The following is a 14,546-nucleotide window of genomic DNA, read 5'->3' as shown; positions in this document are numbered from 1 at the left end:
CAGGTGGCGCCACCTGCCCGCCCGAATATCGCGCCGGAGGAAGCCTGCGCGCCGCTCAACGGGTCGAGGCCAGCTGCACGCTGCCGCCCTTCGCCTGCGCCGATGCCAGCCGCGCCTCGGCGCCCGCCCGTGCGCTCTGCCGGCATGCGATCACCGACGGGCGGTTCGACGGGCCGACCGGGCCGCACACCTCCGTCACCGCGTTGCGGATGCGACGCGCCATCGTGGCCTGCCCGGCGGCGCTGGAAAGATCGAGGTCGGCATAGGATATGGTGCGGCTGATCGGCTCGGCCCGCAGCGGCGCGGCGAAACCGATGGTGGCGACGGTGGCGATCAGGGCGGCGGCACCGGCGATCGCGCGGTTCTTCAGGCTGTACATGATGGTCTCCTCATCTTCGGGTTGGTGATGCGGAGACATCAGCAGGAAGCGTGCCAGGTTGAAAAAGGCGGCAATCGCGCGAGTTCTTCTTGGGCCTTGAAACAAGCGGCGCCATCTATTGGCAAAAGTTACGCGTCGATGGCGCATTCCGCCAACCCGGCCGCGATCGGCAGCCATATCGGCCGCCGATCGCCTGTGCGGCGCCGCTACTGCCGCACCACCGGCCGCTCGCCGTCGCCGATGATGGCGAAGGCCGCCCAGTAGAAGGGGTGCGATGTCTCGACGCCCTCCATCAGCGCACGCTGGCCGGTGCGCAGCGCCTGGGCGATCGGCGTGCCCGGCGGCGCGGTGAAGAGGCTGCGCATCAGGCGCTTGGTCGCGTCATAATCGTCCGGGATCGGCCAGTGGCTGGCGATCACCGATCGCGCGCCGGCGCCCACGAAGGCGCGCACCAGCCCGTCCAGCGCGAAGTTGCCGCCCGTCGTGATGCCGGCCTCGCGCGTCGCGTCGATCGTCGCCATGCCGGCCGTGTCGCAGGCGGAGAGCACGATCAGGTCCGCGTCCAGCCGCAGGTCGTATATCTCGCGGAAGCTGAGCAGCCCGTCCGACTCCGCATCGCCGAAGGAGGTGACGAGCGCCGGCCGCGCCGGGCATTGCGGCCGCGGCGCCGTCACCAGCCCGTGGGTCGCGAAATGCAGCACGCGGTAGCGGTTCAGGTCGGTCCGCGCCTTCAGCGCCGTGTCGGTGAAGGCGGCGTCGGTCAGCACCTCGCTGCGCGCCTTGCCGATGATCTGGCTGGCGAGCATCAGCTCGGTCGGCTGGATCGGGTTCTTCCAGACCTCCGGCGGCCAGTCGCACTCGGAAGCGGGGCCGGTCGCCGCGGCCGCCTGCAGCAGCCGCGCGGCGCGCGACGGTATCGCATTATGGCCAAGGCCGAGATAGGCGAGCGTGCCGCGCGAGGGCGCGATCGCCCGCACGTCGACGAAGGAGCGCGGCGACACCGCCGTCGTCACGTCGCGGTCGCGCCCCAGCCAGGCCACGCCGCGAAAGTCGAAAGCGTCGGCCTTCGGCTTGGCGAGGCGCGCCGCATAGGCGTCCACCCCGGCCTGCTCCGTCACCAGCAGGGTGGGCGGCAGCTGCAGCATCGGCCCGTCCGGCTCGAACACCAGGTTCTTCGTCGCCGTCAGCCCGGCGCCGAACGGCTCGAACAGCGCGAGGTAGAGCTTGCGGGCGAGCGGCAGGTCGAACGGGTAGGTCTGCGGCACGCCGTTCTCGATCGTCACGATGCTGGCGCGCAGCTTCGCCACGTCCTCCTCCAGCGCCCGCGTGGTGGTCGCCACCTTCGCCGCGCGCGCGGCCGTGGGGGTCACGAACATCGCGTAGACGTCCTGCCCGATCACCCGCATCAGATAATAGGCTTCGCCCGGCTTCAGCGCCTTCTGCAGTTCGTCGAGGGTCAGCGCCGTCGGCGCCAGCACGCGGTAGCGCGGATATTCGGCCAGGCGGGACTGGATCGTCGTCTGCTCGGCTTCCGTCGCCGCCAGCCGCGCGCGTGCCTCGGCCAGCGCGCTTGCCTCCTTCGAGGCTGGCGCCGGATCGGCCGCCGCCAGCCGCGCCACCTCGCCGGTGGCCCGCGCCACATCGCGGGATAGCGTCACCGATTGGCGGAACAGGGTCGATGCCTCGTCGTCGCCGCCGGAAAGCTCGCGGGCGAACACCGCCTGCGTCTGGGCGACGCCGGGGCGGACCAGGATCTGCGACGCGGCGAACATCGCCGCCGCCGCCTTCGGGTCGCCGTCCACGCGCGGCGCGAGCAGGGCGAAATAGGGGCCGATCAGGCTGCGCATCGTCGCCGCCGATCCCGGCAGGCGCTGGCTCTCCGCCACCACCTCGCCATAGAGCGCCAGCGCCCGCTCGGCCTCGCCACGGCGGGCGAGAAAGGCTGCCAGCCGCGCCCGCGCCGCCAGGGCGCCGGCCGATTGCGGATAGTCCGTGTCCAGGATGCGGGAGGCTTGGGTGAAGTCCCGCTCGGCGCCGGCATAGTCGCGCTGCGCCTCGCCGATCAGCGCCATCTCGGCATAGCCCTCGGATCGCATGAACGCGGTCGAGGCCACCCGCCCCTCGCGCACCGCCGCCAGCATGCGGCTGGCCTGCTGGAGCGCGGCGAGCGCCTGCGGGTAGCGGCCCTGCAGGCGCAGCGCCACGCCGCGCAGCTGCGCCGCCTGCCCGTCAAGGATCGCCGCGCGCTCGGCCGGGCGCAGCCGCCGGTCGATGCCGCCCAACCGCTCCATCGCCGCGTTCTGGCGGTTGATCTGGTCGGCCAGCGGCGGGCTGATGACACCGCTGGCGATCGACTGGTCCGCGCCGCTGCCGTCCAGCGCCATCACCGGCGTGTCGAGCGCGGTCAGCGCCGCTTCGGCGCGGCGCTGGTTCAGCTGGTGGATCGCGCGATAGTTGCGCAGCAGCCGCCCAGCGATCGGATCGCGGGTCGCCCCACCCTGCTCGGCCTGGGCGAACAGCCGGTCGGCGGCGGCGAAATTGCCGAGATTGGATTGCTGGATGCCGGTGCCGATCAGATATTCGCCCGATCGGCCGGCATTGGCCCCGCCCGCGCCGCGCTCCACCAGCGTCTCGAAGAACTCGGCCGATTCGGCGAAGCTGCCGGCATTGTTGCGCTCATAGGCCTGCGCCAAGGCGGCGTCGGGGTCCAGCGCGCCGGCCTGCACGCGGGCGAAGGCGGCGGGGTCGCCCGCCTCGGTCGTCGCCACCTCCACCGCGCCCGTCACCGGCGCATCGGCCACGATCGTGCGCAGGCCGAGCCGCAGCGCCGAATCATAGCCGCCGAGCCCGTCGGCGAGGAAGGTCGTCCGCCCTCGCGTCACGGCATAGCCGCGATAGGTGACGCGGCTCTCGGCGCCGGTGCAGGCGGTCATCGCCACCGCGCCCAGCCCCTCGATCTGCACCGGCGCCGGCGGCCGGCACTCCAGCTTGCCCGGCCGCCCGGCCAGGATCGTCGCCAGCGCATCGCCGCCCGTGCCGCGCAGCGCGTAGAGATTGCCCACCGCCGCCGCCGCATCGCGGCAGGTGATGCCGTAGCCGCGATCGAACATGCCCTTCAGCACGGGGTCCAGCGGCCGCGCCTGGGCCGTGCAGAGCACCCCGGCCGATCCGATGCGGAAGGTGTCGCGCACCGCGATGCCCGCCGCCGGCGCCGGACCCGGCACCAGCATCAGGCCGCCGATCGCCGCCAGCGCGATCCCACGCGCCACGCCGCTCATCGCCCGCCCTCCGCGCCGGCGGGTCGCCGGCGCTCGTCGTCCTCGCCGCGGCTGCCGGCGGCGCCGTCCGCGTCGCCGCCCTCCCACAGGCTCGCATTGCCGCCGCTGCCGAACGGATCGGTCACGATCGAGTCGGTCGTCAGCGCGGCGGAATCGATCACCGTCGTCAGCCGCACGTCCGGCACGGCGGCCACGCCGCCCTCGTCCGCCGCCTGCGACAGGGCGCCATCCACGATGCCCAGCACGTCCGTGCCGATCGTCACCTCCGCCATCTCCTGCTCGGGCGGGCGCACCGTGCCGCCGCCACCACCGTTGCACGCCACGCTCGCCAGCAGCGCGCAGCCGTTCACCACCGAGAAGTCGGCGAAGCCGGAGAGCGGACCGGCCTGAGTTCCCTGCGGCTGGAAGCTGATCGCCCCGCGCGTATCGGCATTGGAGCGGAACATGCCCGCCTCCCCCTGCACCCGCCCGTAGATGACGACGGCCAGCGGATCGGCGGCGCCATCGTCTGCGATCCGCCGGGTCACGCTCATGCCGCCGCTGCCGGCGGTGAAGCCGCCGGCAAGCGCCGCCGTGCCGCTATTCTGGATCACGATCGTGTCCGTCGCCGCGAGTTCGAGCCGCCCGGCCTGGATGAAGCCTTCCGCCCGCGTCCGCGCGGCCGGCGCGCCGATCGCGGCGATCGCCGCCGCCGGCTCGATATCGTCGAAGTCGGTCGCGTCGGCCCTAGCGAACAGCGCCGCGTCGGCCGAGGCGATGTCCACCGCGCTGATCGCCAGACGCCCGCTCAGGGCCTCGCCCGCGCCGAACAGCCCGATCGATCCGGCATCGGTGACGAGGTCGAAGCTGTCGGCGGCGTTGAGCACCAGCGCGTTGCCGGCGGCCGCATTGTTCATCCGCACCGCGCCCAGCACGCGGATGTCGCCCAGCGAGGTGATGGTGAAGGCGCCGCCCGCCGCCGTCAGGTTCGCCGCCTGGCCGCCATCGGTCCCCACCAGCGTCAGGTCGCGCAGCACGATCGGCTCGTCGCCGCTGCCGAACCGGGTGGACTGGCCGAAGGCGATCGATCCGCCGCGCAGCTGGGCGATCTCCGCCGCGTCCAGGGTGAAGCCGGCAGCGCCGTCGCCGCCGCTGCCGCCCAGGGTCGTCGGTGCCGCCGTGCTGAGCGTGCCGATGGCGATCGTCTGGGTCGCGGCACCGCCCACGGTGATGCCGCGCGCCAGCGCCAGATCGGTGCCGAACAGCTCGATCGCCGGGCCAGCCACCGATCCGTTCACCGTCAGCGTCCGGCCGAACAGGCGCACGCGCTGCGCCCCGTCCAGCGTGCCGTCGAAGCGGGCGGCGCCGTCCACCGAGGCGCGGATCAGCCCGCCGCTCACCGGCCCCGCCACCGTCACCGCGCCCGCCAGCAGGATGCTGCCGGCATCCGTCGCGAAGCTGGGCAGGAAGTTGCCGTCGGCGCCGATCCGCTCGCGGTTCGTCGTTCCCGCGAGATAGACGAACGCGCCGTCGTTGCGCGACGCCGTCAGCGCGCCCGCCGCCAGCCCCCTGTCCGCCAGCAGCGCGATGCTGCCGCCGGCCGTGATCGGCCCACCGGCATCGATCCGCCCGCCGGTGGCGATCAGCAGCGTGTCGGTGCCGGTCGTCATCTGGCCGAGCGCGATGTTGCCGGCGGTGTCCACCGTCAGCCGCCCGCGCGCCACGCTGGCGCCGGCGATCGTCACCGCGCCGGTGCCGCCGACATAGGCGGAGGTGCCAGCGCCGATCGCGCCCAGGCTCGCCCCACCGCCGCTGTCGATCGAGAGCGCGCCGCCCGCCGTGATCGCCTGCGCCGTGGTGGCGCCGCTGCTGGCGGAGCGGAAGGCGCCCGCCGAAACCGGCCCGCCCAGCGCGATCGTGCCGCCGACACGCACCGGCGCGGCGGCCAGGATCGGCGTCGGATCGAACCTGTCCGTGGCCGGGTTGAAGCTGGCCGGGAACTGGCTGGCATTGCCGATATAGGCGGTCCCGCTCTCCGCCACGCTGATCGCGCCCGTCGCCACGTTGGTCACGGCAAGCAGCAGGGCGCTGCCGCCCCGCGCCGTCAGCGCCCCGGTGGCGATGCCGGCGCTGCGGGAGAGCAGGCCGATGCCGCTCGCGGAATCGATCGCCCCGATCGTCAGGCTGTTGCCGGCGATGATGCCGATGCCGCCGAAGGCGCCGCGCACCGGGCCGTTCACCAGCGTGGCGCTCGCGATCGTCACGCCGCCGCCGGCGCGCACGTCGATCCCGTCGTCCACCGTGCGCAGCGCGCCCGTGGCGATCGTGCCCGCAGCCGACAGGGCGGTCAGCACGATGCCGTCCTGCACGCTGATCGCGCCGGTGGTGATCGTGCCGCCGGTGGAGGCGAACGCCACCTCGTCCGCCACGATCGCGCCGGTGCGGATCGCCCCGTCGCTCAGCAGCGCCAGCGATGCCGGCGTCGTCACGTCGCCAAGGGTGATGGCGGCGCCGCTGTCCAGCGCGATGCGCGTCGTCGCATCGATCGCGCCCAGCGCCACGCCGCCCTGCGCCGCCGCCAGCAGGTTGCCGGTGGCGATCGGGCCGGTGCTGGTGAAGCTGCCGCCGATCCGCACCGGCGTCAGCCCGGTCAGGATGGCGGTGTCGAAGCCCGCCTCGTCGTCCGCCAGCACGGCAGCGAGGGCCGGCGTGGTCTCCAGCATGGAGGCGTTGGCGACGAACAGGCTGTCCGTCGCGCCGCGCCCGGTGGTGGCGCCGGCGAAGGTCACGCCGGTGCGCGCCAGCGCCACGATGCTGGAGGGCGTCGTCACCGTGCCTGCCGTCACGCTGCCGCCGTTGGAGGCGAGCGCCACCAGCCCCAGGCTGGCGATGTCGCCCACCGTCAGGTTGCCGGCATCGGCGCCGATCTCGGCCGCGTAGACGTTGAGGTCGCCGTCGCCGCCGCTGAACAGTTCAGCCGTCCGCACGCCCGCCACGCTCACCGCCTGCCCGCCCAGCACCTCGATGAACTCGCCGGTCAGGGTGCCGGTGACGATGCTGCCGAAGGGTCCGTCGCCCAGATCCGTGCCGTCTATGTCGATGTTCAGGCCCAGCACGTCGCCCAGCCGGATGTCGCCGTTCGCCGCCACCGTCACCGCGCCAGACGCACCGTCGCCAAGCCCTTCCGGGGAGGTCAGCGCGGTCAGGTTGCCGGCGGTCAGCGATCCGCCCGCCGTCAGACCGATCGCGTCGGCCGCGCGCACGGCGCCGATCGTCATCGCGCCGCCGGCGGTCAGATCCACCGATCCGCCCGCCGCCGTCACGTCCAGCACGGTCAGGTCGCCGCCGCTGGTGGCGGAGACGGACAGGGCCGAGCCGATCGTGCCGGTGGCGATGCCGCCGCCAGCGGTGAGATCGACGGAGGCCGCGTCGATCGCCCGCGTCTGTATCCGCCCGCCGACGACCAGCGCCAGGCTGCCGCCCAGCACGATATCCTCGTCCGCCAGAAAGTCGCCGCCCAGGGTGGCGAACAGGCTGCCGATGTCGGTATCGCCGCCGCCGCCCGTGACCGGGCCGGTCGCATCCTCGTCCACGATCGTGCCGCCGGCCGTCAGGACCGCGCTGTCGATCGCCAGCACGCCGCCCTCGCCGGTGATCAGGCCGATGTCGCCCACCGCCGTCATCGCCAGGGTCGGCACCGTCAGCGTGCCCCCGGCGACGCTCAGCCGGCTGATGAAGCCGGTCGGCGCCACCGCGCCCGCCGTCGTCGCGAACAGGTTGGTGACGCTCACATCGCTGTTAACCACGTCGATCTGGGTCACGCCGCCCACGGTCGCGGCGGCCGTGTCGCCGCCGGTGGCGCCGGTGTCCGTGATCAGCTGCTGGATGGTCGTGCCGCCGCGCGTGGCGGGTGCGTTGAAGCGGTTGGTCGCCAGGAGGACGGCGCTGCCGCCCTCGCCGCGGCCGCCGGCGCCCGCACCGCCATTGCCGCCGACCCCGCCCGCGCCGTTGACTAGGATGGTGACGAGATCCGCCGTCACCGGCGCGCCGCGCGAGAGCAGGGTGTAGCCGCCGGCGATGCCCGCGCCGCCGGCGCCGGCGATCCCGCCCGCCGCCGCGTCGCCACCCCCGCCACCTTCGCCGAGGGAGCAGATGAAGACGGAGCCGAACGTCGCCGATCCGGTGGCGAAGGTCGAATCGGCGCCGCTGAACGTGCCGGTATTGCCGTCGCCGCCGGTGCCGACCCCGCCGGTGCCGCCGGTGCCCGCCTCGCCTGCCGTGTTGACCGCCCCTCCGGCGCCGCCGTTGCCACCGTAGCCGTCGGACGAGATCGTCGCCTGGTTGACCGTCAGCAGGCCGTTGCCGGCCGCCGCCAGCAATTCGGTGCGCCCGCCGGTGCCGGCGCCGCCCGCGCCGCCGGCCAGCCCGGCCGCGCCGGCGCTGCCACCGCCGCCTTCGCCGGAGGCGTCGACCTCGATCGTGTCGAGCAGCAGCCGGCCGGCAGCGGTGGCGGCGGTCGCGCGCGTCGCCGCCGTCACGATCGATCGTCCGCCGGTGCCGGCACCGCCCGCGCCGCCGCCTGCCCCGGTCGTCGTCACGAGGGACTGGCCGCCGAATCCACCGGTATAGACGATGACGCGGCCTGCGGTGGCATCCAGCGTGCCGTTGACGGCGGCGAGGTTCGCAAGGCCGCCGGCGGCGCTGCCGCCCGCGCCCGTGCCGTAGCCGGTGCCACCACTCGCCTCCGCAGTCAGCGTTGTGCCGGTGCCGAGCACGATCGTGCCGTCCTGCGCGATGATGACTGCGCCGCGCCGCCCCTCGGTGCTGTCGCCGCCCTGCCCCGCGCCGCCCGTGCCGCCGGCGCCCAGATTGGGCGCGCCGCCGCCACTGCCGCGCGCACTTACGATGGTGGATCCGCTCACCCGCACGGTGCCGCCCTGCGCCGTGCCCAGCCGGGCTAAACCGCCGGTGCCGCTGCCGCCTGTTCCGCCGGGGCCGCCGAGCCCGCCGAAACCGTCGCTGCTGTTCGTGAGGTTGGCGGCCGTCAGGGTTCCGCCCGCCGCCGTGATGGTGCTGGTGCCGGCCACGCCGGCGCCGCCAGCGTTGCCCGCGCCGCGGGTTGCGAAAATGCCTACGTCGCCACCCCGGCCGGACGCCCCGGCGAAGATCGCGGCCGCGCTGATCGTACCGTTGGCGGTGATGCTCAAATTGCCGCCGATGCCGTTGCCGGCGATCCGGTCGCCCGCGTCGCGGGTCTGGCCGCCGATGCCGATGGCGCTCACCTGCAGGGTCTGGCCGATCGCCAGCCGCCGCCCGGTGGCGACCCGCACGGTGACGTCGCCGCCGGTCGCGTCGCCGCCGTCGCCCGTGTCGGTGTTGACGATCAGGCCGCCGCTCGCGCCGGCGCTGCCGATCAGGCTGTTGGTCACGACGATGTCGCCGCCGCTCGCCGCCACCTCTACCTGTCCGCCCAGGGCGGGCGCGGCGGCGCCGTCGCTGCCCACCGAGGCCATGCCGCCGGCGTTGAGCGTGGCGCTGGCGAGCGTGATGTTGCCGGCATTGGCGAGGATGTTCGCCGTGCCGCCGCGCGCCGTGCCGCCGGCGCCGGTGGAGGCCCGGTTGGTGATCGTGCCGCCCGACGCGGTCGCCGAGAGCGACGCGGCGCCGCTGCTCACCGATCCGCCGCCGCCGGTGCCGTCGGCCATCAGCGAGACACCGATCTGCACCGTGCCGCCCGTCCCGGCGCCGGCGGCGTCGGCGCTGTTGCCGCCGTTGCCGTTCGCGCTCAGCGAGACCGGGCCGGAGAGCGCGGCCGTGCCGCTCGATGCGCTCAGCGTCGCAAGGCCGCCGGTGCCGCGTCCGCCGGCGCCGCCCGTGCCCAGCTTGTCGCCACCCGTGCCATTGCTGGCGATCGTCACGACGTCCGCCGCCGTCACCCGGCCGCGTGGCGCGAACAGCTGGCTCGTGCCGCCGTTTGCCAGGCCGCCGGTGGCGCCTGCTCCCGCACCCGCGCCGCCGGTGGCGCTGGCGGCGAGCGTGGCGGTGCTGCCCAGCGTGATCGTGCCGGTGCCAATCGTGCCGATCAGGCCCTGCCCGCCCGTCGCCGCGCCGCCGTTGCCGGCAAATCCCTCGCCGCCGAAGGCCGATCCGTCCACCTGCGCATTGCCCGTCACCGTGGTCGATCCGGTGCCCGCGCCGATGTTGGCGAGCCCGCCCCTTGCCGCGCCGCCGGTCACGCCCGCGCCGCCGTTGGCCTGCGCCACCAGCTGTGCCACGCCGCCGGCCGAGATCGCCCCGTCGTTCGAGACGAAGCGCACGTCGCCCGCCTGCGCCGTGCCGCCCGCGCCGCCGGAGGAGGCGCCGCCGATGCCGTTGGCGCTGAGGAAGGCGTTGCCGCCCACCGCCACGCTGCCGCCGGTCCCCTGCGAGATCGAGGCCGTCAGGCCGGTGCCCGCACCCCCCGCCGATCCCGCGCCCAGCCCCGCGCCGCCGACGCCACCCGCGCCGATGTCCGCCGAGCCGAGCGTGATCCGCCCGCCGCCGTTCGCCGTCACCCGTGCGTCCGCGCCGCTGCCCGCCCCGCCGGAGCCGGTGCCGCGCGTCACCGACCCGCCCAGGCCGATCGCCTCGACGCGGGCATTGCCCGTCACCGCCAGCACGCCGCCGTCGATCGCCTGGAGCAGGGCGGAGCCCGCCTGCCCCGCGCCGGCATCGCCCGCGCCGCCGGTCTTCGTGCCGCCCGTCGCCTGCGCCGCCACGAACAGCGACGCGACCGTCACCGCGCCGCCGGCGCTCAGGCTCGCGCTGCCGCCGTTGGCCGCGCCGGCCGTCGTCGCCGCCGAAGCACCGCCGCGCGCGCCGGCCGTCAGCGTCGTCGCGCCGGCCGTCAGAGTCGTGCCGGCGTTGGTCTGCACGATCGCCGCGCCACCGGTGGCGGCGCCGCCCGACGCGGTAGCGTTCGCGGCCGAACCGCCGGTGCCGTTCGCCGTCACGGTGAGGCCGGCGAGCGTCGCGGTGGTGGTCGCGCCAGCGGCGGTGGCGAGCAGTTGCACCTGCGCCACGCCGCCGGTGCCCGCGCCCAGCGTGCCGGCCTCGCTGCCGGTCGCGCTGGCGCCCGTGCCGCTCGCGTCCAGCGATGTCGCGCCCGTCACGCCGAGGGTGCCGCCGCCCGAGCCGCCGGTGAGCTGCGCCGTGCCGCCCCGGCCGGAGGCGAGGCTCGGGTTCGCGTTGCCGCTGCCGCCCGTCGCCGAGATCGTCAGCGCGCCGCCCACGCTGACGGCGCCGCCGTCGACGTTCAGCGTGGATGTGCCGCCGGAGCCGACGACGCCGGCACCGAAGGCCACCGCGTCCGACAGGATCTGCACGGAACCGGGCGTCGCGATTGTGCCGCCGCCGCTCGCCGCGATCCCGGCGCTGCCGCCCTGTCCGGAAACGCCGACGGCCGGCCGCGCCTGCGCGCTGGCAAGCAGGCTGCCGGCCGTCAGCGTGCCTATCGATTCGATCAGAGCGATGCCGCCGGTCGCGACGTTGAACGCGGTCGGCCGGGATCGCGCACCGGGCTCGGCGAACACGGCCGCCGTGCCGGTGGCGGAGATGGTGCCGCCGGCCGCCGCGCGGATCGTGGCGGTGCCGATCGCCCCGTTGCCGAACGCATTCGCCGTCACGTCGCGCGCGAAGTTCAGCGTGCCGCCGGCGTTCGCCTGGATCAGCGCGCTCTGCGCGCCGTACAGATACACGTCGCGCGCGAACGATATCGTGCCGGCGCCGGCCGTGCTGATCTCGGCGATCCGCGATGCCTGGGCCGACACCTGCGAGGTGACGTTGCCCGCCGGCTGGAACAGGATGTCCGCCGCCACGGTCGACTGCGGCAGCGCTTGGATGCGGTTGATCACCGGGTTGGTCGGGAAGACGGAGAGGTTGCCGCCCGCCTGCAGGTAGATGGCGCCATTCTCGATCGCGGCGGATGTGGCGGGGGTGAAGCCCAGGTCGCCGGTCGGCGCGACGATCATCGTGATCGCGTCGTTCTTCGGCACGGCGACGGCGTAGATGCCGTGATTGTCCGTGCCGCCGGTGCTCGCCGGGCCGGTCGTGCTGCCGCGGATCTGCAGCGGGAAGCCGCCGCCGGCGCTGGAGCCGACCGTCACGTTGATGTCGAACAGGCCCTGGTTGAAGCTCAGCGACGCCGTTTCCGCCGCCACATAGGCCGCCGCCCCGTTCACGTTCACCGTGCCCGCCTGCAAGACGATCGGCGCGACGAGGGCGATGTAGCTGTTCTCCGCCGTCGCGCGCAGCGAACCGCCCGACAGGATGTTGACGATGCCGCCGCCGTCCGGCGTGCTCGCCAGCGTGAAATTGTTGGTCGAGCCGATCGTGCCGCTGCCGCCCGTCGGATCGCCGGTGGTGAGCAGCAGGCTGCCTACGTCGAACACCGATCCGTCGCCCACCACGATGCCGCCGGGGCTGTAGAACCACACGGTGCCGCCGCGCGTATTGGCGCCGGCGGCGGTCTGCAACTGGCTCACCACGGTGCCGTTGAAGGCGATCGGCCGGCTGCGATCGGCCGGCACGATGCGGTTGAGCACGGTATAGGCCGGCCCGCCCGGCGCGCTGGTGTAGACCGCCGTGGTGCCCGCATTCTGGAAGTTGATGACGCCGCCGCCGGTCGCCGCGTCGCTGGGCGTCAGGTCCAGCACCGCCGTCGCCGAGCCGACCGTGTAGACGTCGGTGCCAGGCGTCGTGACGCCGCGATCGAAGGTGACGCTGCCCGAGGCCACCGTGGGATTGCCCGCCAGATTGTAGGAGGGCTGCGGCACCTGCTGGGCGCGCGCCGGCGCCGCCGCCATGGCCGTCGCCAGCGCCAGCATCGAGCAGACGGTGCCGGCCGAGGCGCGGCCGCGGATCATGGAACGGGCGGACATCAGCGCGAACCCCACGGATAGAGCTTGGTGGTGAGCGAGAGGAGGAAGCGCGTGTCGCCGCGATCGGCCTGCAGGCCCGCGCGCTTCGTCGGCACCGCCAGGGTCATGTCCAGGCGGAAGCGGTTGGCGAAGCTGGTGCGCAGGCCGCCGCCGACGGAGGTCAGCCGCTGCGCATGCGGCCGATCCTTGTTCCACACCCACGCGCTGTCGACGAACACGAACGGTTGCAGCGCCAGATCGATGCGGGCTGAGGGCGCGATGCGGTTAATCCGCAGCTCGGCCGAGAAGCCCGCGCCGCTGTCGCCGATGATCGTGCCCGGATCGTAGCCGCGCCCGATCGTGTAGGTGCCGGCGGAAAACTCCTCGAAGCTCAGCAGCGGATCGAACGCATATTGCGCGCGCGGCGCCAGCGAGAAGGTGACGTTCGGCACCAGCGCCACCTCCGCCAGCGCATTGGCGCGGATCAGCGTGCCCTCGGCGTCGCCGTCCGCCCGGCTCGGCCCGATCACGCCGGCCGTCGCCCGCCGCGACGCGTCGAACACGTCCAGCCCCCGGCGCAGCTCGACCGATCCCGCCAGCCGCCACGCCGGCGCCGGCCGGTCGCGCACGTCGATCGCGTCGGCATCCAGCCGCAGATAGGCGACGCGCAGGCGATCGCGGCTCAGCGCCACGCCGGCGAAACGGACGTTCTGGTCGATATAGTCGAAGCCCAGCGCGCCACGCAGATTGGCCTTCTGGCTGCGCAGGAACGGATAGCTCGCCTCGCCCGTGACGAAGAGGGTCCGCGCGGTCAGCCTGGCGGCGGCGGCGATGTCGGGCTCGGTCCACGCATAGGTGAAGCGGCCGCCGAAGGTCAGCCCCTCCGGCCCGACGCGGAAATCGTGGCCCAGCTGAAGGATCTGCTGCTCCTTGAAGTCCGCCGTGGAATAGAGCGCCACCGTCGTGCGGTCGCCCAGCCCGGTGAGGCCGTAGAACTGCCCACGCAGCTGCCCGCCGAAGCGGCCGGTGTCGCGCGCGGCGTAATTCTGCACGTTGAGGTCCGCCTCGAACGGCGTGCGCACCACCGTCACGTCCCCGATCAGCTCGCCCGGCGCATTGCCTGTCGGCCGCAGCGCCAGCCGCACGTCGTAGCCGGGCAGATCGCGCGCCAGCAGCAGGTAGCGTTCGGCGGCGAAGCGGTTGAACACCGGATCGCGCGTCAGCCGGTCGAGATAGCCGGCGATCAGCCCCTCGGCCCGCCCGGCATCGCCGCGCACGCGCACCGCCACCAGCTTTGCGTACAGCACCTCGAACGTGACGTTGCCGCCCTCGATCTTCTGCGTCGGCACCTGCACCGCGGCCAGGTAGCCCTGGCGGCGCAGCAGGGTGGCGGCGGCGTCGCGGATGTCGCAGATCACGCTCACCGGCTGTTCGGTGCCCAGATAGGCGCGGTAGGCGGGCGCCAAATCGGCCGGCGAGACCGGGCCGAGATTGTTGAACGTGGCGCTGGTAATCGTCACCCGCACGCTCTGATAGGCCGGATCGGCCAGCGGACAGGCGGAGCGCTCGATATCGCCGTCGACCCGCAGCCGCGGCCGTTCGGCCGGTGGCGGCGCGGGCGGCGGCGTCACCTCCTCGCGCGTCGGCAGGCCGTTATTGGCCGGGATCGCCGGCGGTGCCTGCTGCGCCCGCGCCGCGAACGGCGCGATCGCCATGCCCAGCAGGCACGAACAGCGCAGCCACCCTGCGCGCGAAACGTAAGCCCTCAAACCAGCCCCCTGACAAGCCGGCCTCGAAGACGATCCCCGCTTCCCCGGCGAAGACCGCTCCAAGACATTATCATCACGCGACTATTCCCGTCCCTGCCCGGACAAGATCAGTCGCGCGCCACGAGATAAGCCGGATCAGCGGCCGTCCGCAACCATGGTGTGGGTGCGGGTCGTTACCTGTGCGATGCGGATGCCTAGCCGCCAAGTCGCATCGCAACATCACCTGATCGGGTGATATCTGTCG

The 14,546-nt window shown here is 74.0% G+C and carries 4 protein-coding genes; all 4 read right to left on the bottom strand.

The features are described 5' to 3' along the window. Nucleotides 1-55: 55 nt before the first annotated feature. The 4 genes from GNT64_RS20245 to GNT64_RS20230 are packed head-to-tail and all read right to left on the bottom strand — an operon-like array spanning nt 56 to nt 14,248. A complete protein-coding gene (locus tag GNT64_RS20245; protein ID WP_156681146.1) occupies nt 56-556 on the bottom strand; it encodes a UrcA family protein in 501 nt (166 codons plus the stop codon). Nucleotides 557-585: 29 nt separating this feature from the next. Next, the gene (locus GNT64_RS20240; protein WP_156681145.1) at nt 586-3,657 is read right to left on the bottom strand and encodes a CHAT domain-containing protein; all 3,072 of its coding nucleotides are present in this window, start codon (nt 3,655-3,657) and stop codon (nt 586-588) included. Further along, on the bottom strand, nt 3,654-12,554 hold the full coding sequence (locus GNT64_RS22220) for a hypothetical protein (protein WP_156681144.1): 8,901 nt from the start codon (nt 12,552-12,554) through the stop codon (nt 3,654-3,656). The genes GNT64_RS20240 and GNT64_RS22220 overlap by 4 nt, the downstream gene beginning before the upstream one ends. Next, nucleotides 12,554-14,248, bottom strand: a complete 1,695-nt coding sequence (locus GNT64_RS20230) for a ShlB/FhaC/HecB family hemolysin secretion/activation protein (RefSeq protein ID WP_156681143.1) — start codon at nt 14,246-14,248, stop codon at nt 12,554-12,556. Before GNT64_RS20230 ends, GNT64_RS22220 begins: the two co-directional genes overlap by 1 nt. Nucleotides 14,249-14,546: the final 298 nt, after the last annotated feature.

This window comes from Sphingomonas profundi (assembly GCF_009739515.1).
Classification (GTDB): Bacteria; Pseudomonadota; Alphaproteobacteria; order Sphingomonadales; family Sphingomonadaceae; genus Alterirhizorhabdus; species Alterirhizorhabdus profundi.
Note: the sequence above shows the minus strand (reverse complement) of the source record. Positions and strands in the feature narration are given on the sequence as shown.

Bases quoted from the DNA above. Each gene is read 5' to 3' on its own strand.
- GNT64_RS20245 (WP_156681146.1), bottom strand. From the start codon at position 556: ATGGCTGCCGATCGCGGCCGGGTTGGCGGAATGCGCCATCGACGCGTA.
- GNT64_RS20240 (WP_156681145.1), bottom strand. From the start codon at position 3,657: ATGAGCGGCGTGGCGCGTGGGATCGCGCTGGCGGCGATCGGCGGCCTG.
- GNT64_RS22220 (WP_156681144.1), bottom strand. From the start codon at position 12,554: ATGTCCGCCCGTTCCATGATCCGCGGCCGCGCCTCGGCCGGCACCGTC.
- GNT64_RS20230 (WP_156681143.1), bottom strand. From the start codon at position 14,248: ATGGCGATCGCGCCGTTCGCGGCGCGGGCGCAGCAGGCACCGCCGGCG.